Raw genomic sequence first — 22,420 nt, 5'->3', positions numbered from 1 at the left:
AAGGTGGCTGAACAGGCCCTATCGCTGGCGAGCCAGCTCCCACAGGGATCGGTGAATGAATACAGATTTTTCAATTCGCCACAGGAATCCACTCCGCCCGCGCCACGTTGGCGGTATCACCGAACGCCGGGAGTTTCTGCGCCAGATCGCGAACGTTTTTCACGTCCAGATCGAGCAGTTGCTGACGCGTGATCAGGGTCGGCGGCACCAGCACCTGATGCCCCGGATTTTCGCCGGCAATCAACATCGCCAGACTGCGCACGCTGATCGCCCCCGCGACTTGCGGATTGACCGCTGCGGTCGCCGCCCAGGCGCTGTCCGGTTCTTTCATGATCTGGATGTCGGCGGTGGAGATGTCAGCGCTGTAGATCTTCACCTTGCGCCCCAGCCCGGCCTCGTCGACGGCGATTTTCGCGCCTTTGGCGAACTCGTCGAACGGCGCGAAGATCACGCGGATATCCGGATTGGCGCGCAGCACCGCGCTGGCCTGATCCGCCACCGAGTTGGCAATCGGCGGATTGAGCGTGCCGAACCGCGCCTTCTCGATGATGCCCGGATTGGCCTTTTTCACCTGACTCCAGATCTCGTCGCGGCGCTCCATCGGCGTGAAGCCGCTGATGTACACGTAACCGGCATCGAACCGCGTGCCGTTGTCTTTCACGGCCTGATCCAGCGCCAGCCGCGCCAGTGCATGGTGATCCTGCTCGACCTGAGTCACTTGCGGACTGTTCAGGTCAACGTCGAACGCCACCACCTTGATGCCTTTGGCGATCGCCCGGTCAATCGGTCCCTTGAGTGTTTCCGCCAGGCCCAGTTGAACGATGATCCCGTCGACCCCGAGGTCAATCGCCTGATCGATCATCTCGCCCTGACTCGCCGCCTGCTGCCGCGCATCGAACACCCGCAGATTGGCCCCCAGCGCCTCGGTCTGTTTCTCCACGCCGCGCAGGTACGCCTCGGGAAAGTCCCCGGAAAACAGGTAACCGACCAGCGCGATCTGCACCTGGCCCTTGTCGAACGGCGCCGGAGCACCCGGCAATGCCTTGGCCTGAGCGCTCAAAGCCAACACCGAGAGCACCGCGCCGGCGAGGCAATGGCGTGCGAACTGCTTGATTGAACCGTGCATACATCTTCCTTGCAGCGATAAATGAACCGGCTCAGCGCGCCCGATGCGCGAGGCCGAAGGTGAACATCAGGGCCAGCACCAGCACCAGTCCCTTGACGAAATCCTGCGCGTAGTACGGCGCGTTGAGCATGGTCAGGCCATTGAGCAGCGACGCCACCAACAGTGCGCCGACCAACGTGCCGAACGCATTGGGCTTCTTCGCTCCGAGCACGGCAAAACCGATTAGCGCCGCGCCGAGGGCGTCGAGCACCAGACCGTTGCCGGAGCTGACATCACCCCGGCCCAGGCGCGCCGCCAACAGCAACCCGCCAAGTGAAGCGAGCAATGCCGACAACACGTAAGCGAGCAACTTCAAGCGCTGTACCGGCGCGCCTGCCAATCGCGCTGCCTGCTCGTTGCCGCCAATCGCATAAAACAACCGGCCGATGCGCGTGCGCTCAAGAAACAGCCACACCGCCAGCGCCACCAACGCAGTGATCAACACCGGCACCGGCACCACGTCCCACAAGCGTCCGCGGCCGAGGGCGAGAAACGCCGTACTGAACGTGCCTTCGGTTTCCACGCCACTGGGCAAGGTCATGCCCACCGCAATCGAGCGTCCGCCCGTGGGAATCAGTTGCACGCCGATCACCAGAAACATGCTGCCCAGCGTCGCGAGAATGTCCGGCACCCGCAGCTTGACGATCAGCCAGCCATTGAGCAGCCCGACCACTGCGCCACCGGCCAGACTGATCAGCACCGCCGGCACCGCGCCCCAGCCGAGCACCACCATCACGTAACTGGCGATCATCAGGCTCATCGCTGCCACCGCCCCAATCGACAGATCAAGTCCGCCGACGGCCATGGTCAGCGTCACGCCAAGGGCCAGCAGCGCGACGATCGACACCGACTGCAAGATGCTGAACAGATTGCCGACACGCAAAAACGCCGGTTCCGCGACACTGAAAAACACCACGATCAGCGCCAGCAGCCACAACAGGCCGTAGCGGATCAGCGCTTGCAGCAGGCGCTCGGCGGGTGCCGTAGCGGCAGACAACAATGAACTCGAATCAGGCACTCGCTCTGCTCCTTGGCGTGGCGTGAAAAGGATTTTCGCTAGCGTCGCTGCCAGCCAACGCGGCGACCAGGGTCGCGCGTTCAAGACCGGCACGCGGGTATTCGCCGACCACCGCGTGATCGCGCACCAACAGAATCCGGTCGGCGATTTCCAGGGCCTCATCGACATCGGCGCAAATCACCAGGGTTGCCCGGCCGCTGGCACTGTCGCGCAACAATTGGCCGATTTCACGGCGGGCGCGCACGTCGACGCCCTGAAACGGCTCGTCGAGGATCAACACCCGCCCTTCTCCGAGCAGCCAGCGACCAAGCACGACCTTCTGTTGATTGCCGCCGGACAGCGCGCTCATCGGCACCTCGATGCCGGCGGTCTTGATCCCCAGCGCCGCGACTTGCGCCTCGACCGCTGCGGCTTCGGCGCGGTTGCGAATGAACCCGGCACGGGTGAAACGCTGCAGAAACGGCAGTGTCAGCGTGCGGCGCAGGGAGAAATCAGGCACCAGCGACTGACTGGCGCGATCCTCCGCTGCGAGAAACACACCGCTGCGAATCGCTTCCCTTGGCGAACCCGGCAGCCAGTCCACGCCGTCCAGTTGCAGACTGCCGGCCACGGCTTTGCGCAAGCCGAACAGCACTTCGGCGATTTCGCTTTTGCCGGCGCCGAGCAGTCCGGTCAGCACCACCACTTCGCCTTGGTGCAGGTTGAAATCGAAACGCCTGGAGCGTGGCAAAACCTGCAAACCGCGCACGCCCAACACTTTTCGGCCCACGCTGCCGGGCGTGTAGACATGCCCGTCCAGCGCCTGCCCGAGCATGGCGTGCACCGCTTCCGGCAACTGCCGTGCGCTGAATTCTCCGGCCAGTCGCCCATCGCGCAAGACAATGGCGCGATCCGCCACCCGTTGCAGATCGGACAAGCGATGGGAGATGTAAACAATCGCCACGCCACGACTGCGCAGGGTGTCGATCAGACCGAACAGCCGTTGCGCCTCGGCGTCCGACAACGCGGCAGTCGGCTCATCGAGAATAAGCAGACGCGGCTGTAAGGCAAAGGCCCGCGCCAGCACCACCAACTGCCGTTCGGCCTGGCCCAGGTGTTCAATCGACTGCTCCAGCGGCAACACCAGCCCCAGCCCGGCGGCGATACTCGCGGCGCGCTCCAGCAGGCGTTGGCGATTGAGCCAAAAGTCCGCGTCAGGCTTGCACAACTCATCGAGCAGCAGGTTTTCCGCCACGCTCAAACCGGGCGCAATGCCCTGGTTGATCTGCTGATGCACGGCAACGATTCCGACTCGACGTGCCGACAGCGGCGAGCTGAATTGCCGGGGCTGCCCGTCGATGTAAATCTCGCCGTCATCAGCGCGCTGGCTGCCGGCGAGAATTTTCACCAGCGTCGATTTGCCGGCACCGTTGGCACCGAGCAACGCCACCACTTCGGCGGGATGAATCTGCAGACTGACGCGATCCAGGGCGCTGTTCGAGCCGAAGCGTTTGCTCAGTTCGCGCACCTGAATCAGCGGCGCGCGGGCCACGACGACACTCATAATATTCCTTAACGTCGATGGGCCAGCGAACGCACCAGCCGGTCGCCCAGGCTTTGCACGCCCTGCACCAGAATGACCAGCACCACCACGGTGGCGACCATCACTTCGTTGTTGAAACGCTGATAGCCGTAACGGATCGCCAGATCACCGAGGCCGCCACCGCCAATCACCCCGGCCATGGAAGAAAAACCGATCAGCATCACCAGCGTCAGAGTGATCCCCGCCAGCAGGGCCGGCAGCGCTTCGGGCAGCAGCACTTTGCAAATCACATGGCGGATATCGCCGCCCATGGCGAGGATCGCTTCGATCCGGCCCTTGTCGACTTCGTCCAGCGCGTTCTCGACGATCCGCGCGAAAAACGGAAACGCGCCGATGGTGATCGGCACCACCGCAGCGGTGCTGCCGAGGGTCGTACCCACCAGCAGACGCGTCAGCGGAATCAGCGCAATCAACATCACCACAAAGGGTAGCGAGCGCCCCAGATTGACCAGCGAACCCAGCGCGGCATTGAGCCGTGGCAGCGGCCGCAGGCCGTCGCGGCGACTGACAAACAGCAACACCCCGAGCGGCAAACCGATCAGCAGCGTGAACAGCCCGGCAAGCAAGACCATGTACAGGGTTTCGCCGGTGGCGTTGAACAGCAGTTGCAGGATTTCATTCCAGTTGATCGCGCGGTTCATGACTGAGCCGCTCGCACGCCGTATTGCTTGAGGAAGCTGAGCCCGGGAATGTCGTGGCCCAGCGGCAGGCCGCAGGTCGGACGCAACGAAGTGCCGAGACTCGACTGCGGATCGGCAAGCAAACGCGGCACCGGGCCGGACTCGACCAGGCGCCCGTCGGCCATCAACGCTGCGTGATCGCAGATCGACTTGACCACGTCCAGCTCATGGGTGATCAGCACAATGGTCACGCCCAGTTGCCGGTTTATGTCGCGCAGCAGCTCAAGAATCGACGCGGTGGTTTCCGGGTCCAGCGCGCTGGTGGCTTCGTCCGACAGCAGATACGCCGGCTCGGCGGCCAGGGCGCGGGCAATCCCCACCCGCTGTTTTTGCCCACCGGACAACTGCGAGGGAAAGGCTTGCGCCTTGTCCGTCAAACCGACCAGTTCCAGCAGCTCGCGCACCCGCACATGGCGCCACGGTTTGCCGACGTTGGCGATCTCCAGCGGCACGGCGATGTTGTCGAACACGGTGCGTGAATGCAGCAGATTGAAGCCCTGGAAAATCATGCCGATGCGCTGACGCTGGCGGCGCAGGTCGCTGGGCGTCAAGGTCAGCAGGTCCACGCCGTCGATGAGAATTTGCCCGCTGTCCGGGCGTTCGAGCAGATTGAGACAACGCAACAGGGTCGACTTGCCTGCGCCGCTGCGCCCGAGGATGCCGTAGATCGCGCCGTCGGGAATACTCAGTGACACCTGATCCAGTGCCGGTGCCGGCGCTGACGGGTAGGTCTTGCTCAAACGCTCGACGACGATCATGGCTTGGCATCCTCCACCGGAATCACCGAACCCTTGAAGTTATCAGTGATGTATTTCGCCACTTGCGGCGAGGTCAGGTCTTTGGCCAGTTGTGCGATGCGCGGATCGTTTTGCAGTGTCGGCGTAGTCACCAGGATGTTGGCGTACGGATTGTGCTCGGCCTTTTCCAGCCCCAGCGCATCCTGGGCCGGCACCAGTCCGGCTTCCAGTGCGTAATTGCCGTTGATCACCGCGAGGTCGACATCGTCCAGCGCCCGAGGGATTTGCGGCGATTCGATTTCGAGGATCTTCAGCTGTTTCGGGTTCTCGGCGATGTCCTTGGGGGTGGCCTGATCGGCCGCCGGATCCTTGAAGCCGGGCTTGAGTTTGATCAACCCGTTGTCCTGCAACAGGTACAGCGCACGGCTCAGGTTGGTGACGTTGTTGGGCACGGCGACGGTGCCTTTTTCCGGCACCTCGGCGAAGCTTTTGTGCCGGCGCGAATAGATGCCCAACGGCTCGATATGCACCGTGGCGGCCACCGCGAGTTTCTGCCCCAGCGCTTGTTCCTGGGATTTCAGGTACGGCAGATGCTGGAAGTAATTGGCATCGACATCGCCGTGCACCAACAGCTCGTTGGAGTTCACGCCGTTGGGAATCTCGATGACCTTGAGGTTGAGTTGCGGATCGATTGTCTGGATGTACGCGAGAATCTGCGCGTGGGGCACCGGATCAGCGGCCACCCGCAGCGGCTCCAGCGCCTGAGCACCGAACGAAGTCACCAGCGCGCCGAGCACGGCCAGGGTCAAACCTGTTTTTTTCAACATGTGCAGAGTCCTTGAGCGAGTGATGAATCAGGCGTTGGCGGTTTTACGAGCCGGTGCGGCGGGCATCAGCGCGTCGGCATAGAAGCGCCGGGCGACGTCGGGGTGCGAACGCAACCGACCCTTGAGGTAGTTCCAGCCGACATCGCGAAACAACGGATTGAGCGGATCACTCGCCGGGCCACGCGCTTCACGCAGCAGCACGGTGGGCAACGGGTACAGCGGCACCACGGCATCGAGTTGCGCGCCGAGGAAGAAGGCGATGGACAAACGCTCGCTGCCTGCGGGCGGCGACACCACCCGATGCACCGTGGCGCGCAGATAACCGTTGGTGGCCAGCTCCAGCAGTTCGCCGATGTTCACCACCAGCGTGTTGTCGCGGGGTAGCGCATCGATCCAGCGCCCCTCTTCAACCTCCACTTGCAGACCGGCCTGCTGGTCCTGCAGCAGAAAGCTCAGAAACCCCGAATCCTTGTGCGCGCCGACGCCCTGCTGGCTCGCGCTGGCAGCCTGACCTGGGTAGCGCATCAACTTGATGTGTTCGTTGGGCTTGTCGCCGTACAACTGATCGAACGCGTCCGCCCGCAGCGACAGCGCCTGGGCAAAGGCACGCAGCAGACGCAACGCCATGCGCGTCATCGCCTGTTGCCATTCGAGCAGCAGCGGTTTTAGTTCTGGCAGCGCCGCCGGCCATTGGTTGGGCCCCTGCAACCGAGTCCACAACGGACTGTCCGCGTCCAGCGGCAACGCTTCACGCTCGGCGCCGAGATCGAACTGTTCACGCCAGTCGGGTTGACCACGGGTGATCTCGGAAGCGGCACGGTTGTACCCGCGAAAGTGCGGCGAATTGATCATGCCGACGGCGGTTTTTTCGTGCTCGGACAAGGCGAAGAACTGCCGGGCGTGATCCTGCACCTGCTTGAGCAGGTGGCTGTCGATGCCATGGCCGGTGAGATAGAAAAAGCCGACGTCACGCGCGGCGTGACGCAGGTTTTCAAGAAATTCATAACGCTGTTGCGCGGTGCCTTCGAACAACGAAAGGTCGAGCGTCGGCAGCGTGGTGATATCGAGGGTATGCGGCATGATTCACTCCCGTGTGAACCAAACCTGAAGAGCCTTTGATCGATTCAGCGTGTGCCGTCATGGCAATCGGGGGTCTATCGGTTTGATGCGTTTGATTCGTCGTGAGACAAAACTAAACGATCTTAAAAACCACGAACAAATACCCTTTTTGCATTAGCTTAGGCCTGACGCTCAGGTTCGCTGTCATCGCACAACCGCTATCCCGCTTCAACCGATCAGCGTGCCGGGTCATAAAAAGGCTCGACTGCCACGCGGCTGCCGACAAAGAAACTGTCCGCCACCAGCCGCAGTGGCTGCAGATCGACGTCGCTGGCCCGATCGCCAATCAGTTGCCGGAAGTGTCGATACACCGCGGTGTACTCGCCCTCTTCCGACACCACTTGGCGCACGCCGTCGATGCTCAGCAGCGCCCCGCCGTTGTCCAGGCGCAGCACCCCTTCGGCGCAGCGAATCTCGATGCTCCAGAGTTCGTCGTGACCGTGGTCGAAATCGAACTCGGCCCGCACGTCGAGTCTGCTGGCATCGGACATCTTGATCGACGCGGCAATCGGCGACTGGCAGTTGTCCGGTACCCGCAGTTCGGCGGACTCGACAAACAGTGGCTGCGCGAGCAAACGGGTGACAATCGACAAGGCATTGATGCCCGGATCGAAAACGCCCAGACCACCGGGTTGCCAGATCCACGTCTGACCGGGATGCCATTTGCGCACGTCTTCCTTCCAGTCGATCCGCACGCTTTGCAGCGTGCGACTGGCGAGCCAGTCACGGGCAGCTTCAATACCGGGGGCGTAGCGCGAATGCCAGGCGAACAACGCACTGACGTCTTGCTGCCGGGCTTGATTGACCAAAGCCATCGCCTCGCCCAGCGTGGCGCACGGCGGTTTTTCCACCAACACATGTTTGCCGGCGGCCAGCGCCTGCTGCACCAGGGCGAATCGACCTTGCGGCGGCGTACAAAACGCAATCGCATCCACCTCCGGACCGTGTTCCAGCAACTCGCTCAACGAGTGAAAGTTCTCCACCCCGGCACAGGGTTTACCTTGCGTGGCGACCGCCACCAGACGAAATCCGGGATCGGCGTTGATCGCCGGTACATGTTGATCCTGGGCAATCTTGCCGTAGCCCACCAGACCGAGACGGATCGGTTGCATCAGTGACTCCTGTTGTTGTCTTGTTGTCGTCAGCGAGTGCGCAGATTAGCCGTAAACGACTGGGAATACCCGGTGGTGGTGATCAAAAAACTGCTGGTGTGCGCGTTCGGTCAGCGCAACGGGTAGCAACGCTGATGCAGCGGCGCAAACAAAGAAAGCCTGCTTTTCAGGGCAGGCTTTCATATTCACAACGCTGCAGTCACTTCTGCTGCGCGGTCAACGCCGAGTAACTGTTCATCAGGTTCCGGTAGTTCGGAATCCGCTGCGACAGCAGATTGCCCAGCCCTTCGATGTCGTTGCGCCAGTCGCGGTGCAGCTCACAGGCGACCGAGAACCAGTTCATCATTTGTGCGCCGGCCTGGGTCATGCGGCTCCACGCGGCTTGCTGGACGGTGGTGTTGAAGGTGCCGGAGGCGTCGGTGACGACGAATACGTCGAAGCCTTCGGCCAGTGCCGACAGGGTCGGGAATGCGACGCAGACGTCGGTCACGACACCGGCAATGATGATCTGCTTGCGGCCGGTGGCCTTGATCGCCTTGACGAAGTCTTCGTTGTCCCAGGCGTTGATCTGGCCTGGGCGGGCGATGTACGGCGCGTCCGGGAACATTTCTTTCAGCTCCGGAACCAGCGGGCCGTTGGGGCCTTGTTCGAAACTGGTGGTGAGGATGGTCGGCAGGTTGAAGAATTTCGCCAGGTCGGCCAGCGCCAGCACGTTGTTCTTGAACTCGTTCGGCGAGAAATCCTGAACCAGAGAAATCAGACCGGTCTGGTGGTCGACCAGCAGGACTACGGCGTCGTCTTTGTTCAGGCGGTTGTAGGTTGCAGTGCTCATGTTTGATTCCCTTTTCTTGGTTGTGGTGGTTGGCGTTGCGTTGAACATGGGCACAGATTACTGACACCACCGAAACCGATAAATCGGTTGAAAAGCGTTTCACTGTCAACTCATAACGGACAATCCTGTGGTCAGGACCGGCCTCGCATGCTTCCGTCTCAATTCACCTCGGGTAGGGGCTTGGCGATCATCAAACTGCACGGCGCCCGGTTGAGGACACTCTCGACCGTCGCGCCGATGAAGCCGTCGAGGCCCTGCTGGTAAGCGGTACCGAGCACCAGCAGGTCAAACGCGTTCTGGCGAGCGAACTGTTCGATCACTTTGTGCGGGATCCCGCTCATCTGGTGCCGGCGTCGTGCTGCGATTGCGTAACGCTCGGCCAGCGCATCAAACGCCTCTTGCTGGGTGTCGTTGATCGCCTCGCACAGGCTGTGATCCAGACTCAGCGTCGGCACGCTCATCGCCGCATCGCCCAGCACCGACCAGTTGCTGACATTGAGCAGGTGCAACTCGGCGCCGCAAGCGCTTGCCAGCGTGGCGGCCAGATTGAGGATGCGGTCGTTGAGGCCTTGGGTCAGAGCCTCCAGATGCGACAGATCGACGGCGGCGAGCATTTTCAGCGGCAGAGGATGACGGGCTTCGGTGACCAGATGCACCGGGGCCGGACAGTCGCGCAGCAACAGCCAGTCCAGCGGTCGATGGAATGCCCGATTCAGCGCCGGGACATGATGGGTATCCTTGATCACCAGATCGGCCCGATAGTCATTGATGTACTCCAGCAGATGCGCCGGCGTGGCCCTGGCCCAGACCACTTCGCTGCTGACCTGCACGCCGCTGCCGGTGTGGAACCGGGCCTGTTGCTCCAGCCAGTGCCGGTGCACTTGCAAATAACCCTCGCGCGCCTGGGCCATCGCATCGTGGTCAAACAGACCGGCCACCGCCAGCGCCTGCACATAATCGAACGCCACGATGTGCAGCGCCGCACCGGTTGCCTGGGCCAGAGCCATCGCGCGATCGAAGGCCGGGGTGCGGACCATTTCGGCAGGCGCGATCAACAGCATTCGCTTGAATCTGAGCATACGAACCTCATCCTGGCAGTGCGGTACTGGCCTGAGGGCCAGCCTGACATCCCTGTCGATCGAGTAGTGACCACTTGCCCGGCCAGTATCCGACGGTACCTTGCGAGGGTTCTGATTTTTATCAAGCAATGGCGCAGCTGCGTTCCCCGCACTGCGCTTTCGTCCGTTCGTCAGCTGGCGCAGGCGGTTGTTAAATGAAATCGGTGTCCGTATGCGGGGCACCTATGCTTAACCCACCCCCAACCGCGTGAACCCTCCCATGTCCGAAAAACTTGCTCTGCCTGTGCACCACCTCAAAACCGCGTGCTCCAACTGCAGTGTGCTGGAGTTGTGTCTGCCGATCGGCATGAGCGGTGCAGAAGTCGAGCGCCTGGACACGCTCATCGTGCAACGGGTCAAGGTCAAAAAGGGGGCCGCGCTGTACCGCACGGGCGATCCGCTGCGCTCGTTGTATGCCGTGCGAATCGGCTCGTTCAAGACCAGCATGCTGTCGGTGGACGGCCGTGAGCAGGTCACCGGTTTTCACATCCCCGGCGAGATGCTCGGGCTGGATGCCATCAGCGCCGACGAGCATGCCTGCAATGCCTTTGCCCTGGAGGACAGCGAGGTCTGCCCGATCCACTTTGCGCAGCTGGAAAAACTGGCGCAGAACCTGCCGTCGCTGCAGCACAACCTCAATCGGTTGCTGAGCCGTGAAATCGTGCGCGACCACAGCATGTTGATGCTCATGGGCAACATGAACTCGGATGAGCGGCTAGCGGCGTTTCTGCTCAACCTGTCGCAACGCTTGAGCCTGCGCGGTTACTCGGCAAAGGATTTCGTGCTGAAAATGCGCCGCGAGGAAATCGGTTCCTTTCTCGGGCTGCGTCTGGAAACCATCTGCCGGGGCATCGCTCACCTGCGGGATCAGGGACTGGTGGAAATCAGCGGCCGCGACGTGCGAATCCAGAACATGGACGGCCTCAAGCAATTGGTTGCCGGCTGCCACCGCTCGCCACGCTGAGGCCGGCCCCGGCCGGTCAATCGCTGGGGCCCCGTTGCCTGACCGCCAGAATGCTGCCCGGCACCGAGTACAGTGCCCGCTCGGTGTTGCTGCCGATCAACCGGTCAACCCCGACCCGATGCACCGTACCCATCACCACCACGTCAGCCAGGTACTGCTCGACAAACTCGCTGATCACCGGCACCGGCAAGCCCATGGCGAAATGCCGACGTTCCGGGGGTACGCCATGACGATCGGCCAAGGTCACAAAAGCCTGATGCAGCGATTCACGCAGTTCTTCGACAAAGTTGCCGTTCCAGCCACCGGTCACCAGCGGTGCGTCACCGTTGAATGCCGCCGACAAGTCATAGGCGTACAACAAGTGCAACGGCGCGTCACATTGCAAGGCCAGGGCGTTGGCCGTCTGGATGATGGTGTCGTTCAAGCCGTTGATCTGCGTGGCCGGATCGAACGGATCCACCGCCGCGACCACTCGATGCGGTAATGCGTAGCGAATCTGATTGACCAGGTGCACCGGCACCGGGCATTCACGCAGCAAGTGACAATCGAGTGGCGTGATGAACACCCGTTTCAGCACTGGCTCCAGCGCCACATCCTTGATCAGCAGATCGGGCTTGAGCGCCTGCACGGTCCTGAGAATCTCCAGCAACGGGTGCGTGGTGAACACCACATCGACGGTGACCTTCAGGCCATGGCCGTTGAGTCGTTCGACCTCATCGGCGATCCAGCGGCGGTAGCGCCGCAAATAGCGCTGAGCGTCGACTTCGTCGATTCTTTCTTCCCACAGATGCGCAACCGGCACCGGTTCGACAAAGGCCCGTACGTCCAGCGCCGCGCCGCTCGCCTTGGCCAGCGCCATGGCGCGCAGCATGGCGGGTGACTGATGCAGGGTCTGGTCGGCGACCAGCAGCAAACGTTGATATTGCCCCATCACACACCTCCGCTCGGCACCGGCGTTGCACGACCGGCAAGGTTCCAGCCTGCGCTCGCGGCCCACTGCCCGACGTTGATTTACATCAACCAACAGCCATTGAGTGACGCGTTTGCGTGTGTCTGATCCAGATCAGATGCGGGCCTCGGCGACGGCGTAAAACCATCAAAAACAACCGTTGCTCAACCCGTGTCAGCCTTTTCAAACCGGATGGAGGATTACCCCATGCTTACAGTCAAAGACCACAACGATCGAGCCGTGGCGGCCTACGCCGCAGTCTCCGGGCAACACTGGATCGAGGCCGTCAAGGATGGGCGTCATGTGTTGATCCGTCCGTTGGCGGAAAAGGATCGCGAGCGTGAATACGCCTTCATCAAGCGCCTGTCGCCCGAGTCCCGGCACATGCGTTTTCTGGCGCAGATCAGCGAACCCGGCCCGGCAATGCTCGACCAACTGATGGACACCGATAACCGGCAGCGCACGGCGTTCATCGCGCTGGTGCATGAAAACGGCCAACTGATCGAAATCGGCATCAGCCGGTATGCCGCCACCGGCGAGCATGAATGCGAATGTGCCGTCACCGTTGCCGATGAATGGCAACACCTGGGCCTGGGGACACTGTTGATGGAGCATCTGATCAAGGCTGCACGCCAGAACGGCTTCCGCCAGATGTATTCGGTCGACGTTGCCAGCAACGAACCGATGCGCGAACTGGCCCGGGCGCTGAAGTTCGAAACCCACCACGATCCTGAAGACAGCCGTCAGGTCATACACCGTCTTCACCTGTAAAAAATCGCCCGGTGCCAAGTCTGCAAAACGACTCGGCACCGGGCGATTCTTCACGATTGCAAGGTATGTCCCGGTTTGATCGCCAGCACACTGCACGGCGCACGATGCAGGATCTGTTCGGCGGTGGTGCCCAACAACTTGTTCAAACCGTGGTGCTGCACCGTGCCCAACACGATCACCTCAATGTGATGTTCGGCGGCAAACTCGCAAATGCTCGGCACCGGTGGACCCTCGACAAAATGTCGGCAGGTCGGCGGCACACCGTGGCGTTCGGCCAGGGCGGCAAATGCCTCATGTTGCGCACTGCCCAGTGACTCATAGATGCCGGTGGCCAGCGGCAAGGCGCCGTAGCCCATGTCCGTGGCATACACCGCCGCCCAGTCGTAGACATGCAGCAACTCAAGCCTGGCATCACACTGCTCGGCCAGGCGCACCGCGGCGTCGACAATCTGATCATTGAACAGCAGGTCCTGATCTTCACTGCGCAGTACGTCAATGATCGCCAGCACACTGCGTGGCCTTGGATGCACGTCATCGGTGACCAGATGCACCGGCACCGGGCAGTCGCGCAGCAGCTGCCAATCCAGCGGGGTATAAAACACCCGCTTCAACGCCGACTCCTGCTGCGCATCCTTGATAATCAGCGCCAACGGCATTTCGTTGACGAACTGCAGGACTTCTTCGTAAGGATGTTGCACCCAGACCACCTCACTGGTGACCTGGATGCCATGCCGTTCGAGCAATTTGCCCTGCTCGGCAAGCCACTGGCGATGCGTGCGCAAGTAACCGTCCCGGGCCAGACGGATTTGCTCAGGAGCGAACAGGCCCGCCACCGCCAGCGCCTGCAGGTAATCGAAGGCGACGATGTGCAACGGCAACTGCATGGCGACCGCCAACGCGGCGGCACGCTCGAACGCCGGGGTGTGGCTCATGGTAGGGGGAGCAATCAACAACAAGCGTTGGGTCTGCGACATGGGGCACCTCGGCACGGCGGCCAACGGAATCAAGTGAACAGATCTCCAGATTGCCCGCTCCTGCTGCCGACGAGTTGATCTTGATCAGCTCTGCCTCAAACCCGCGCCGCCGCGTTTCAGTGCCACAAGGTGCCGGCCCACATCGCCAGTGTCAGCAGCACCTGCCCGGGGATGACAATCGCCGCGAAACGCCTGCCGCCGCTGACCCAGGCCACCACGCATTTGCTCAACGAGTTGCTGCTGATCGCGATCAGCGCCGGAGCGACAATCGCCTCCACCGGTAACAGACCGGCCTTGGCCAACCCGGCGATCGAGGCGCTTGACGCGTGCGCATCGGCGAACCCGCTGAAGGTGGCGGTGAGCATCACGCCCACCTGGCCGAATTGACTGAGCATGGCCGACGAGACCAGGGTGATCGCGGTCATGGTCAACGCAACGATCAAGGCCAGTTTCAGATTGAATGCACCGCCTGCCGGCAGCGTCTCTTCAGCTCCTCTGGCGGGTCGGGGCAACATCAGACAAGCACTGTAGATCAGCGCCGCCACGCTGCCGCAGACTAACGGCAGCCACATGTTGCGCAACAAGGCTGGATCGACGGTGGCGAGAATCAGCCCGGTCTGAACCATGGTCGCCAGATTGGACAGCAGCGCTGCCGCGCTGAGGATCCGCAGATTCGCCGGCTCCCGGGTGAGCCGATGGCCCATCGTCGCAATGGTCACGGTGCTGGAAGCGAAGCCGGAGGCGATGGCACTGATGACATAGCCGTAACGAATGCCCAGCGTACGAACGGCAATGTGCCCGCCGGCGCCCACCAGCATCAGCAATACCGTCAAGGTGCAAATGGTGCGCAGATTGAGCGCGGCGTACGGCCCGATGTAGCGATCCGGTGTCAACGGCAACACCACCAGCGCGGTTATCAGCAAGACCAGGCCATCGCGCATTTCGGTTTCGCTCAACTGCGTGATCGCGAAGTCATGCAGCTTTTCCCGATACGTCAGCAAACCCGCCACCACCACGCCAATCGCCACCGCCAGTTCGGGTGAGCGTGTGCACAACGCGCCCAATATGAGCACGATGATCAGTGCCACTTCGCTGGTCACGCCGGGATCGTCATCGCGCCCGCGCCAATAGGCGACGGTGATCAGCAAGGTCAAACCGATTGCGACAATCCCCACCAACAACGCCGCCCCGACCACCATCGCGGCGTAGCCCAGCAACGCGCTGATCGCGAAGGTGCGCAAACCTGCGCTGCCTCGACGCTCACCCGTGCCCTTGTGCCGTTCGCGCTCAAGACCGATGAGCATGCCGATGCCCAAGGCAGCCGCCGCCCCCGTCATGCCCAGGGATTCATTCATCGTCGATTTGCCCTGCCTTACCCCTGCACGGATCGAATTCAGCCCGCAACAGCCTTCACGGTTCTGACCGGCGCGGATGGAGTAAATATTTGACGCTCAGTAGCGTGTGGCCAGGGATGCGGCGCGTCGATACGGGTCTGGAGCCGGCTGACAAAAGCCTGCGCCTCCTGCAACTGATTGAAGTACACGCGACAATCATCCAGCGACACCACCCAGCCATGCGGCGCCGCCGTTGCACTGATATCAATGTTCATCGAAAAGCCTCCGTCGAATCGGAAAAGGCCCTTGTTCAAGGGGTAATCGCCACCTTCATGACCCCGTCGCGCTGATGCGCAAACAGCTCATACGCCGCCTCGATGTCATCGAGTTTGAAGCGATGGGTCACCAGCGGCGACAGGTCCACCGCGCCGCTTTGCACCACCGCCATCAAGCGGCGCATGCGCTCCTTGCCACCGGGGCACAGGGTCGAAACGATGCTGTAATCACCCAGCCCGGCGGCAAAGGCATTGAGCGGAATGTGCAGGTCGCTGGAGTACACTCCCAGGCTCGACAAGCGTCCACCGGGACGCAGCACCCGCAAGGCCGCTTCGAACGTACCTTGGGTGCCCAGCGCTTCGATGGACACGTCGACGCCACGGCCATCGGTCAACGCCATGATCTGCTCGACCACGTCGCCATCCTTGAAGTTGACCACATGGGTCGCGCCCAGTCGGCGGGCGACGCTCATGCGTTCGGGCACGGCATCGACGCCGATGATCGTGGTGGCGCCCTTGAGGCGCGCCCCCGCTACCGCACACAGGCCGATCGGCCCGAGGGCAAAGACCGCGACGCTGTCGCCGATGTTGATCTCCCCGCGCTCCGCCCCGGAAAAACCGGTGGACATGATGTCCGGGCACATCAGCACCTGTTCGTCGCTCAAGCCGTCGGGGATCGGGCACAGATTGGCCAGGGCGTCCGGCACCAGCACGTATTCGGCCTGGCAGCCGTCAATGGTGTTGCCGAACTTCCAGCCGCCAATCGCCTTGAAGCCGTGGCGGGTGTCCGGGCCGTCCTGCGAGCCGCAACCGCACAGGCAGGCGTAACTTTGGCCGCTGGGCGTGATAGCCCCGGCGATCACCCGTTGACCTTCGACGAAACCGCGCACCTGCGAACCCAGTCGCTCGATGACGCCCACCGGCTCATGACCGATGGTCAGCCCTTTGGCCACCGGGTATTCGCCGCGCAGGATATGCACGTCGGTGCCGCAAATAGTCGTGGTGGTGACGCGCACCAGCGCATCCAGTGGCCCAACTTGCGGAATCGGCTTGTCTTCAAGCACGATGCGGTTCTTTTCGACGAAGATCGCCGCTTTCATCATGGCCATGATCAAATCCTCTGAGCGAGTCGCAGCTTGAGATGTCCTCAAGACTGCGCCGTCGTCACAGCACCAACGTTGATAATGGTCAAACAAACTGCGGATCAGCCCACCGCTTTCGCCGAGCACGTCCGCTCCCACCCGGGACCTCGGACAGCCTCCCCCTACCGCACGTCCGATGGACGGTGTAGGTGAATCGCCCCGTTGACAAATATCAATCCCGCCCGCCACGCCCAGGCCACGATGGACTCAAGGCTCACGGCCCGAACACAACGCCGCCCTTTCGCGTCGTGTGTGCGATCAACCACGGGAGATTTGTCATGTCTGAGCAATCGCGTTTCATGCTGGTGGTTTCGCCCCTGATGAAAAACAGCCCGGCTTTCGAGCGCGCCGCCGCGCTGGCCAAGGCCTCCGACGCGGCGTTGCACATCGTTGCGTTCGATTATCTGGAAGGCCTGGCAACCGCCGGACTGGTCAACGAACAGGCGCTGGAACAGATGCGCCTGGGCTACATCGAACGCCATCATCAATGGCTTGAGGACCAGGCCCGGCCATTGCGCAAACTCGGGGTGCACGTCACCACCGAGGTGGTCTGGGTCGAAAGGCCGCTGCAGGAAATCCTCATTCACCTGCGCGAACAACCGATGGCGGCGCTGATCAAGGCACTGGAACACGAATCACTGCTGTCGCGCCTGATGTTCACCCCGCTGGATGTGCACCTGCTGCGCGAATGCCCGGTGCCGCTGCATTTCGTCAGCCATGTGCAACACGCCCTGCCACGGCGGATTGTCGCGGCGGTCGACCCGTTCCATCGCGATGGTCAGTACCAAGGTCTGAACGACCGGATCCTGTACGAGGCCGATAAACTGGCGACGCTGTGTAACGCGCAGCTCGACGTGATTTACGCCCATGACCTGACCTCGCTCAGCGCCGCCGAATTCGGTTTCGATCACGCCTCCGCGTTCTTTTCTTCCAGTGCCGCCAAGGCGCTGTTCGATGCCCAGGGCGAAACGTTCCGTGAGCTGGCCGAACGCAACGATATTCCGGCAGAAAACCAGCACATGATTTTGGGTGACCCGGCCAAGGTACTGGCCAGCTACGCCGATGCTTATGACATCGACATGATCGTCATGGGCCGCATTGCCCACCGGGGCGTGGGCCGTCTGATCGGCAGCACCGTCGAACACCTGCTGTACAAGATGCCGTGCAGCGTGTGGGTGGTGGCGCCGGAAAAAATCGAGTGAAGTTATAAGCTGATAACGCCTTCATTAAACCGTCTTTCAAACGTTGTACTAGGATAGGATCCACATCCTGACATTGCGTCGACCAGGGAACATGCTCGACGCAGGTCAGGAATGGGACTGTTTCACCTGCAACTCATGGATGATGTTTATGAACTCACACCTGTTTCCCCATATCGGCAAAGTCATTGCGAGCACCGGTAGCCGGCACTTTCCGCGAATGCTGCATGACCTGATCCAGACGCAACTGGCGGTGGACGCCACGCACATTCGGCAAATGCGCGTTGAGCCGGTCGGCCGCCCCGCCCATCGCAATCCGCCGGAAACCGGCAAAGACTCGGCCCAGCAGGCTGAAACGGTATTCTGCGAACACATTGCCGCACGCTCGAGTGCGCCAATAGACGCGCCCGCCTCCGCCAGCGCCGACGCCTCACAATTGCACCTGACCCGACGCAAGGACGGCTACCGCTACGTGATTTCGGTGTATCGCAACGACCAGTCGCAACGGTTCTCGGCCCAGGAGCAGAGTTTGTTGCAGGACATCTCTCCGGTGCTGTTGCCGATGCTGGAAAAACACATTCACGCCCTGCAACCCTTGCAAACCGGCACTGAAGAGCCGTCGCCCGGCACTGACGGCGTGCAACCGGGCCTGGACAACCTGCGACTGCGCTTCAACGAACGTTTGCAGCAACTGGGCCTGAGCCTGTCCAATCGCGAAACCGAAGTGTGCATTGGCCTGCTCGCCGGGCGTACCGCGCCGGAGCTGGCCGAGCAATTGCAGTTGAAGGTCAACACGGTGGAAAGCTATCTCAAGCGCGCCGCGATCAAACTGGGGATCAGCGGCCGGCATTCGTTGATGCGCTGGATGTACTCGCCGGAGGACACGTCCACCGCCACCAGCGCGGCCTGAGTCCGCCACTGAAGAAAAAAACCGCCGCCCTCCCCGGGTGGCGGTTTTTTACATTGGAGGCTTAATCCTTCGGCACGACTCTATCCAGCGCCTGATTCACTGCCAACTCCCCCAGCATCACCACCTGCGCAATGCCCAGCGCGGTATTGCGGCTCGGCCCTTCCAGCGTGCCGGCGAAATCACCGAGCATCACCGTGGCCGAGGCCAGGGATTCGCAGGCGTTGGCCAGCAGGGATTCGGTGTCGGTTTGCGGGTTGACCAGGAACATGCTACTGGGGCTGTACGGCGTTGCCATGATTTGCGCGGGCGCGAGGTAATGGTCGAGGGCGCGTTCGGCGGCTTCGTGGAGTTTTCTGGAGTTGAGGGATTCGTAGGGTGACACCGGGTCTGTGATCGGCGGATTGGGTGGGGTTTCGGACATCAGCTGGAACTCCGATCGAGGCACTTTGGAAGATTGATGACCTGTAGGAGCTGCCGCAGGCTGCGATCTTTTGATCTTGATCTTGAAAAACAAAATCAAAAGATCGCAGCCTTCGGCAGCTCCTACAGGGGACCGGGTGANGACATCAGCTGGAACTCCGATCGAGGCACTTTGGAAGATTGATGACCTGTAGGAGCTGCCGCAGGCTGCGATCTTTTGATCTTGATCTTGAAAAACAAAATCAAAAGATCGCAGCCTTCGGCAGCTCCTACAGGGGACCGGGTGATTAGTTCGGCACGCGGCGGCCGTCCAGTACTCGGTTGACCATCAGTTCACTGAGCATGATCACCTGATGCAGCATCAGCATGGCCCGGCGCTGTGGGTGGTCGATGACGTCGCCAATATCACGGGCCATATCGCTGGCGGCGGCTAACGATTCGCAGGCTTCGACGAGCAAGGTTTCCTCGTCCACGGTGGGGTCGATGAGGAAGATTCTGTTGGATTTGCTTGAGGGTGTTGAAGGGATCGAGATCTTCAGGGCGCCGGGGTTGAGGTAGAAGTTGATGGCGCGGTCGGTGGCCGCTTTTATCTTCTGCGGGTCGAGGGCTGGGTCGTACGGGATTGAGGTGTCTGGGGGGTTGGGTGTGGCTTTGAACATGGATGAAGCTCCTGCTTAGCAAAAGTAAGGAGCCATCACTCTCGCTACCAAACGAGGGTGGCGGCCATACGCGGGTTGGTAGACCGGTCTAAGCAGGAAAACCCGGCGCTCACGAATGAGCCCCACGCATGGCCACCATAAAATCGAGTCCCTGAAAAGGTACTGAATATGGCGTCGCCATCACACTTAGAAACGGGCTACCAAACCCGATCACTGATTTTCAGTGACAGGGAAACGATATAGCCCGCCCCATAGCCGTGTAAGCCGGCGGATTCTGGCGTACGCGTAGGTAACGGCGCAAGGCGTTGTAGCCGGTATGGCGTAACGGTTCGTGTATTTTAAACGTGGTTGCGGGGTTATGTTTATGTGCGGGGTTTGCTCTGTTGTTTTGATGTTGTCTGGCAAGCCGCTTTCGCGAGCAAGCTCGCTCCCACAGTTGGAATGAGTGCATTCAGTGGGAGGTTGGTCGGCTTGTAGGCCGTCATCGCTGGCAAGCCAGCTCCCACCATTTGACCGAGTGCATTCAGGTGGGAGGTTGGTCGGCTGGTAGGCCGTCATCGCTGGCAAGCCAGCTCCCACAGTTGGATTGAGGGCGAAAAACAGGGACGGGGTCATGACCCGTCCCTTTCGATTTGTGCGCTTAAGGCACGAGCCCGGCCAATCAGCTCCGGCAATCAGTCCCGCGCCAGCGCCTCGATCGGGTCCAGGCGCGAAGCATTACGCGCAGGGACGAAGCCGAAGACGATGCCGATCAGCGTCGAGCAGATCACCGCCGTCAACACCGAGGCCATGGAGAACACCATTTCCCATTCCTTGATGAACAGCGAAAACAGGTGGCCGATGGCGTACGACAGGGAAATGCCGATGGCCCCGCCGAGCAGGCAGACCATCACCGCCTCCACCAGAAACTGCTGACGAATGTCCGACTGCCGTGCGCCGACCGCCATGCGAATGCCAATCTCGCGGGTACGCTCGGTGACCGACACCAGCATGATGTTCATCACCCCGATGCCGCCGACCACCAGCGAAATCACCGCGATCAGCGACAGCAGCAAGGCCAGCGAGCGGCTGGTTTTCTGCACGGTCTGCATCACGCTGTCGAGGTTGTTGGTGTAGAAGTCCTTGATGCCGTGGCGTTGCAGCAGCAATTGGGTGACATGATTTTCCACGACTTTGCTCGACTGGCCGTCCTTGATCCGTACGCTGATGCTGTCGAGAAAACGTTGGCCCAGGATACGCCCGGCGGCGGTTTCGTAGGGCACCCAGACGTTGAGGGTTTTGCCTGAGGCAAACAGGTTTTTGTTCTCGGCCGCCACGCCGATCACCGTGCACGGCAGGTTGCCGATCAGGATCACCTGCCCCAGCGGATCGACGCCCTCGGCGAACAGCCGATGCCGAGTGTTGTAATCGATCACCACCACCTGCGCCTGGCGCCGCGCATCGCTTTCGCTGAAGGTAATGCCCGCCTCCAGTTTGATCCCACGCACCTGAAAGTACTGGTCGCTGACGCCGTTGATCTGCGCGTCGAGGTCGATGTTGCGGTAACGCAGAAGCATGCTGCGACCGACCACCGGGGTGGCGCTGTCGACGTAATACAGCTGATTCAGCGCGGTGACGTCGGCCGGCACCAGTGTCTCGATCGAGGCGGCGCGCTTGTCGCCGAAACTGCTGCCGGAATAGATATCGATGGTGTTGCTGCCGATTGCCGAAATGTCCTTGAGCACGTAATTTTTCGCGCCCTCACCGATCGCCGAAATCGACACCACCGAGGTGATACCGATGACGATGCCAAGCATGGTCAGCAAGGTGCGCATGCGGTGCGAAATCAGCGCCACCCAGGCCATGTTGAAGGCCTCCTTGAACAGCCCGAGGCTGGCCACCAGGCGGCGGGTCGCCGGTGGTTTGGCCGGCACCTGCTCTTCGTCCGACAGTTGCCCGGTGTCGCGCTGGTTGCGCCGGTCGCTGAGAATTTCGCCGTCGCTGACTTCGATGATGCGCTCGGCGTTGGCCGCGACTTTCGGGTCGTGGGTCACCAGAATCACCGTGTGCCCGGCTGCGTGCAGCTCCAGCAGAATGCGCATCACCTCCTTGCCGCTGGCGGTGTCGAGGGCGCCGGTGGGTTCGTCGGCGAGAATCACTTCACCGCCATTCATCAAGGCCCGGGCGATACTCACCCGTTGCTGCTGACCACCGGAGAGCTGGCTCGGCCGGTGGGTCAGGTGCCCGTCGAGACCCAGTCGCGCCAACAACTCGCGGGCGCGGGCGTGGCGTTGCGGCGCGGGAATGCCAGCGTAGATGGCCGGCATCTCGACGTTGTGCATCGCGCTCAGGTGCGGCAGCAAGTGATAGCGCTGGAAGATGAAGCCGAAGTAATCGCGGCGCAGTTCGGCCAGCGCCTGATCGTCGAGGTCGCGGGTCTCCTGACCGTTGATCCTGTAGCTGCCGGCGGTGGCGTAATCGAGGCAGCCGAGGATGTTCATCAGGGTTGATTTGCCGGAGCCGGAGGCGCCGATGATCGCCACCATTTCTCCGGCATTGATCGTCAGGTTGATGTCCTTCAGCGCGAGAAACTCGCGGTCGCCGGCAGTGAAACTGCGGGTGATGCCGGTCAGTTGCAGTAACGGCTGCGTCAT

General features: G+C 61.6%; 22 protein-coding genes. 4 read left to right on the top strand and 18 right to left on the bottom strand.

Going from position 1 to position 22,420, the window contains the following annotated elements:
- Positions 1–70: 70 nt before the first annotated feature.
- The 10 genes from B1722_RS12920 to B1722_RS12875 all read right to left on the bottom strand — a co-directional run bounded on the left by B1722_RS12920 (position 71) and on the right by B1722_RS12875 (position 10,151).
- Positions 71–1,126, bottom strand: coding sequence for a substrate-binding domain-containing protein (locus tag B1722_RS12920; protein ID WP_086792820.1), 1,056 nt, complete (start codon positions 1,124–1,126; stop codon positions 71–73).
- Between the two features lie 31 nt (positions 1,127–1,157).
- Complete coding sequence (locus tag B1722_RS12915; protein WP_086792818.1) at positions 1,158–2,183, bottom strand: ABC transporter permease; 1,026 nt, start codon at positions 2,181–2,183, stop codon at positions 1,158–1,160.
- Entirely contained in the window at positions 2,176–3,726 is a 1,551-nt protein-coding gene (locus B1722_RS12910; RefSeq protein ID WP_086792816.1) for a sugar ABC transporter ATP-binding protein, read from the bottom strand. The genes B1722_RS12915 and B1722_RS12910 overlap by 8 nt, the downstream gene beginning before the upstream one ends.
- 8 nt (positions 3,727–3,734) lie before the next feature.
- Positions 3,735–4,406 (bottom strand): methionine ABC transporter permease, encoded by a 672-nt coding sequence (locus B1722_RS12905; protein WP_041075005.1) that lies wholly within the window; start codon positions 4,404–4,406, stop codon positions 3,735–3,737.
- The gene (locus tag B1722_RS12900; RefSeq protein ID WP_086792814.1) at positions 4,403–5,203 is read right to left on the bottom strand and encodes a methionine ABC transporter ATP-binding protein; all 801 of its coding nucleotides are present in this window, start codon (positions 5,201–5,203) and stop codon (positions 4,403–4,405) included. The genes B1722_RS12905 and B1722_RS12900 overlap by 4 nt, the downstream gene beginning before the upstream one ends.
- Positions 5,200–6,009: a MetQ/NlpA family ABC transporter substrate-binding protein gene (locus B1722_RS12895; protein WP_086792812.1), complete on the bottom strand. Its 810-nt coding sequence runs from the start codon at positions 6,007–6,009 to the stop codon at positions 5,200–5,202. Before B1722_RS12895 ends, B1722_RS12900 begins: the two co-directional genes overlap by 4 nt.
- 27 nt (positions 6,010–6,036) lie before the next feature.
- Complete coding sequence (locus B1722_RS12890) at positions 6,037–7,089, bottom strand: isopenicillin N synthase family oxygenase (protein WP_086792810.1); 1,053 nt, start codon at positions 7,087–7,089, stop codon at positions 6,037–6,039.
- A 215-nt stretch (positions 7,090–7,304) separates the two neighbouring features.
- Positions 7,305–8,240: a Gfo/Idh/MocA family protein gene (locus B1722_RS12885; RefSeq protein WP_086792807.1), complete on the bottom strand. Its 936-nt coding sequence runs from the start codon at positions 8,238–8,240 to the stop codon at positions 7,305–7,307.
- Between the two features lie 199 nt (positions 8,241–8,439).
- Positions 8,440–9,072: an isochorismate family cysteine hydrolase YcaC gene (gene ycaC / locus B1722_RS12880; protein ID WP_007966399.1), complete on the bottom strand. Its 633-nt coding sequence runs from the start codon at positions 9,070–9,072 to the stop codon at positions 8,440–8,442.
- A gap of 158 nt (positions 9,073–9,230) precedes the next feature.
- Positions 9,231–10,151, bottom strand: coding sequence for a universal stress protein (locus B1722_RS12875; RefSeq protein WP_086792806.1), 921 nt, complete (start codon positions 10,149–10,151; stop codon positions 9,231–9,233).
- 259 nt (positions 10,152–10,410) lie between these two features.
- On the opposite strand from B1722_RS12875, the gene fnr reads away from it, so the two are divergent.
- The gene (gene fnr / locus B1722_RS12870; protein ID WP_041074991.1) at positions 10,411–11,154 is read left to right on the top strand and encodes a fumarate/nitrate reduction transcriptional regulator Fnr; all 744 of its coding nucleotides are present in this window, start codon (positions 10,411–10,413) and stop codon (positions 11,152–11,154) included.
- A 16-nt stretch (positions 11,155–11,170) separates the two neighbouring features.
- Here the strand turns inward: fnr and B1722_RS12865 are convergent, their stop codons facing one another.
- Positions 11,171–12,085 (bottom strand): universal stress protein, encoded by a 915-nt coding sequence (locus tag B1722_RS12865; RefSeq protein WP_086792804.1) that lies wholly within the window; start codon positions 12,083–12,085, stop codon positions 11,171–11,173.
- Between the two features lie 225 nt (positions 12,086–12,310).
- On the opposite strand from B1722_RS12865, the gene B1722_RS12860 reads away from it, so the two are divergent.
- On the top strand, positions 12,311–12,874 hold the full coding sequence (locus B1722_RS12860; protein ID WP_041074987.1) for a GNAT family N-acetyltransferase: 564 nt from the start codon (positions 12,311–12,313) through the stop codon (positions 12,872–12,874).
- 50 nt (positions 12,875–12,924) lie between these two features.
- On the opposite strand, the gene B1722_RS12855 is transcribed toward B1722_RS12860, so the two are convergent.
- The 4 genes from B1722_RS12855 to B1722_RS12840 all read right to left on the bottom strand — a co-directional run bounded on the left by B1722_RS12855 (position 12,925) and on the right by B1722_RS12840 (position 16,566).
- Complete coding sequence (locus B1722_RS12855; RefSeq protein ID WP_041074985.1) at positions 12,925–13,848, bottom strand: universal stress protein; 924 nt, start codon at positions 13,846–13,848, stop codon at positions 12,925–12,927.
- A 116-nt stretch (positions 13,849–13,964) separates the two neighbouring features.
- Complete coding sequence (locus B1722_RS12850; RefSeq protein ID WP_086792802.1) at positions 13,965–15,203, bottom strand: DUF4010 domain-containing protein; 1,239 nt, start codon at positions 15,201–15,203, stop codon at positions 13,965–13,967.
- 38 nt (positions 15,204–15,241) lie between these two features.
- On the bottom strand, positions 15,242–15,457 hold the full coding sequence (locus tag B1722_RS12845; RefSeq protein WP_041074980.1) for a hypothetical protein: 216 nt from the start codon (positions 15,455–15,457) through the stop codon (positions 15,242–15,244).
- Positions 15,458–15,492: 35 nt separating this feature from the next.
- The gene (locus tag B1722_RS12840) at positions 15,493–16,566 is read right to left on the bottom strand and encodes an NAD(P)-dependent alcohol dehydrogenase (protein ID WP_086792800.1); all 1,074 of its coding nucleotides are present in this window, start codon (positions 16,564–16,566) and stop codon (positions 15,493–15,495) included.
- Between the two features lie 311 nt (positions 16,567–16,877).
- Between B1722_RS12840 and B1722_RS12835 the strand changes: the two genes are divergently transcribed.
- Both B1722_RS12835 and B1722_RS12830 read left to right on the top strand, forming a co-directional pair.
- On the top strand, positions 16,878–17,801 hold the full coding sequence (locus B1722_RS12835) for a universal stress protein (RefSeq protein WP_086792795.1): 924 nt from the start codon (positions 16,878–16,880) through the stop codon (positions 17,799–17,801).
- A gap of 148 nt (positions 17,802–17,949) precedes the next feature.
- On the top strand, positions 17,950–18,708 hold the full coding sequence (locus tag B1722_RS12830; RefSeq protein ID WP_086792791.1) for a helix-turn-helix transcriptional regulator: 759 nt from the start codon (positions 17,950–17,952) through the stop codon (positions 18,706–18,708).
- A gap of 61 nt (positions 18,709–18,769) precedes the next feature.
- Here the strand turns inward: B1722_RS12830 and B1722_RS12825 are convergent, their stop codons facing one another.
- The 3 genes from B1722_RS12825 to B1722_RS12815 form a co-directional block, all read right to left on the bottom strand.
- Positions 18,770–19,129, bottom strand: a complete 360-nt coding sequence (locus B1722_RS12825) for a DUF6124 family protein (RefSeq protein WP_086792789.1) — start codon at positions 19,127–19,129, stop codon at positions 18,770–18,772.
- A gap of 286 nt (positions 19,130–19,415) precedes the next feature.
- Positions 19,416–19,787 carry a DUF6124 family protein gene (locus B1722_RS12820; RefSeq protein ID WP_086792787.1) on the bottom strand — a complete coding sequence of 124 codons (372 nt, stop codon included), beginning with the start codon at positions 19,785–19,787 and terminating at the stop codon, positions 19,416–19,418.
- Between the two features lie 674 nt (positions 19,788–20,461).
- Positions 20,462–22,420, bottom strand: a complete 1,959-nt coding sequence (locus B1722_RS12815; RefSeq protein ID WP_041067192.1) for a MacB family efflux pump subunit — start codon at positions 22,418–22,420, stop codon at positions 20,462–20,464.

The sequence above is a fragment of the Pseudomonas sp. SCPG-7 genome, from assembly GCF_002156405.1.
GTDB lineage: Bacteria > Pseudomonadota > Gammaproteobacteria > Pseudomonadales > Pseudomonadaceae > Aquipseudomonas > Aquipseudomonas parakoreensis.
The sequence above is the reverse complement of the archived record's forward strand: the minus strand, read 5'-3'. Positions and strand labels throughout refer to the sequence as shown.

What these genes read in the sequence shown, in the direction of transcription:
- B1722_RS12850 (WP_086792802.1), bottom strand. Translation starts at nt 15,203, where the DNA reads ATGAATGAATCCCTGGGCATGACGGGGGCGGCGGCTGCCTTGGGCATC.
- B1722_RS12890 (WP_086792810.1), bottom strand. Translation starts at nt 7,089, where the DNA reads ATGCCGCATACCCTCGATATCACCACGCTGCCGACGCTCGACCTTTCG.
- B1722_RS12845 (WP_041074980.1), bottom strand. Translation starts at nt 15,457, where the DNA reads ATGAACATTGATATCAGTGCAACGGCGGCGCCGCATGGCTGGGTGGTG.
- B1722_RS12920 (WP_086792820.1), bottom strand. Translation starts at nt 1,126, where the DNA reads ATGCACGGTTCAATCAAGCAGTTCGCACGCCATTGCCTCGCCGGCGCG.
- B1722_RS12825 (WP_086792789.1), bottom strand. Translation starts at nt 19,129, where the DNA reads ATGTCCGAAACCCCACCCAATCCGCCGATCACAGACCCGGTGTCACCC.
- B1722_RS12875 (WP_086792806.1), bottom strand. Translation starts at nt 10,151, where the DNA reads ATGCTCAGATTCAAGCGAATGCTGTTGATCGCGCCTGCCGAAATGGTC.
- B1722_RS12860 (WP_041074987.1), top strand. Translation starts at nt 12,311, where the DNA reads ATGCTTACAGTCAAAGACCACAACGATCGAGCCGTGGCGGCCTACGCC.
- B1722_RS12830 (WP_086792791.1), top strand. Translation starts at nt 17,950, where the DNA reads ATGAACTCACACCTGTTTCCCCATATCGGCAAAGTCATTGCGAGCACC.
- B1722_RS12910 (WP_086792816.1), bottom strand. Translation starts at nt 3,726, where the DNA reads ATGAGTGTCGTCGTGGCCCGCGCGCCGCTGATTCAGGTGCGCGAACTG.
- B1722_RS12820 (WP_086792787.1), bottom strand. Translation starts at nt 19,787, where the DNA reads ATGTTCAAAGCCACACCCAACCCCCCAGACACCTCAATCCCGTACGAC.
- ycaC (WP_007966399.1), bottom strand. Translation starts at nt 9,072, where the DNA reads ATGAGCACTGCAACCTACAACCGCCTGAACAAAGACGACGCCGTAGTC.
- B1722_RS12835 (WP_086792795.1), top strand. Translation starts at nt 16,878, where the DNA reads ATGTCTGAGCAATCGCGTTTCATGCTGGTGGTTTCGCCCCTGATGAAA.
- B1722_RS12885 (WP_086792807.1), bottom strand. Translation starts at nt 8,240, where the DNA reads ATGCAACCGATCCGTCTCGGTCTGGTGGGCTACGGCAAGATTGCCCAG.
- fnr (WP_041074991.1), top strand. Translation starts at nt 10,411, where the DNA reads ATGTCCGAAAAACTTGCTCTGCCTGTGCACCACCTCAAAACCGCGTGC.
- B1722_RS12855 (WP_041074985.1), bottom strand. Translation starts at nt 13,848, where the DNA reads ATGTCGCAGACCCAACGCTTGTTGTTGATTGCTCCCCCTACCATGAGC.
- B1722_RS12865 (WP_086792804.1), bottom strand. Translation starts at nt 12,085, where the DNA reads ATGGGGCAATATCAACGTTTGCTGCTGGTCGCCGACCAGACCCTGCAT.
- B1722_RS12840 (WP_086792800.1), bottom strand. Translation starts at nt 16,566, where the DNA reads ATGGCCATGATGAAAGCGGCGATCTTCGTCGAAAAGAACCGCATCGTG.
- B1722_RS12815 (WP_041067192.1), bottom strand. Translation starts at nt 22,420, where the DNA reads ATGACGCAGCCGTTACTGCAACTGACCGGCATCACCCGCAGTTTCACT.
- B1722_RS12900 (WP_086792814.1), bottom strand. Translation starts at nt 5,203, where the DNA reads ATGATCGTCGTCGAGCGTTTGAGCAAGACCTACCCGTCAGCGCCGGCA.
- B1722_RS12905 (WP_041075005.1), bottom strand. Translation starts at nt 4,406, where the DNA reads ATGAACCGCGCGATCAACTGGAATGAAATCCTGCAACTGCTGTTCAAC.
- B1722_RS12895 (WP_086792812.1), bottom strand. Translation starts at nt 6,009, where the DNA reads ATGTTGAAAAAAACAGGTTTGACCCTGGCCGTGCTCGGCGCGCTGGTG.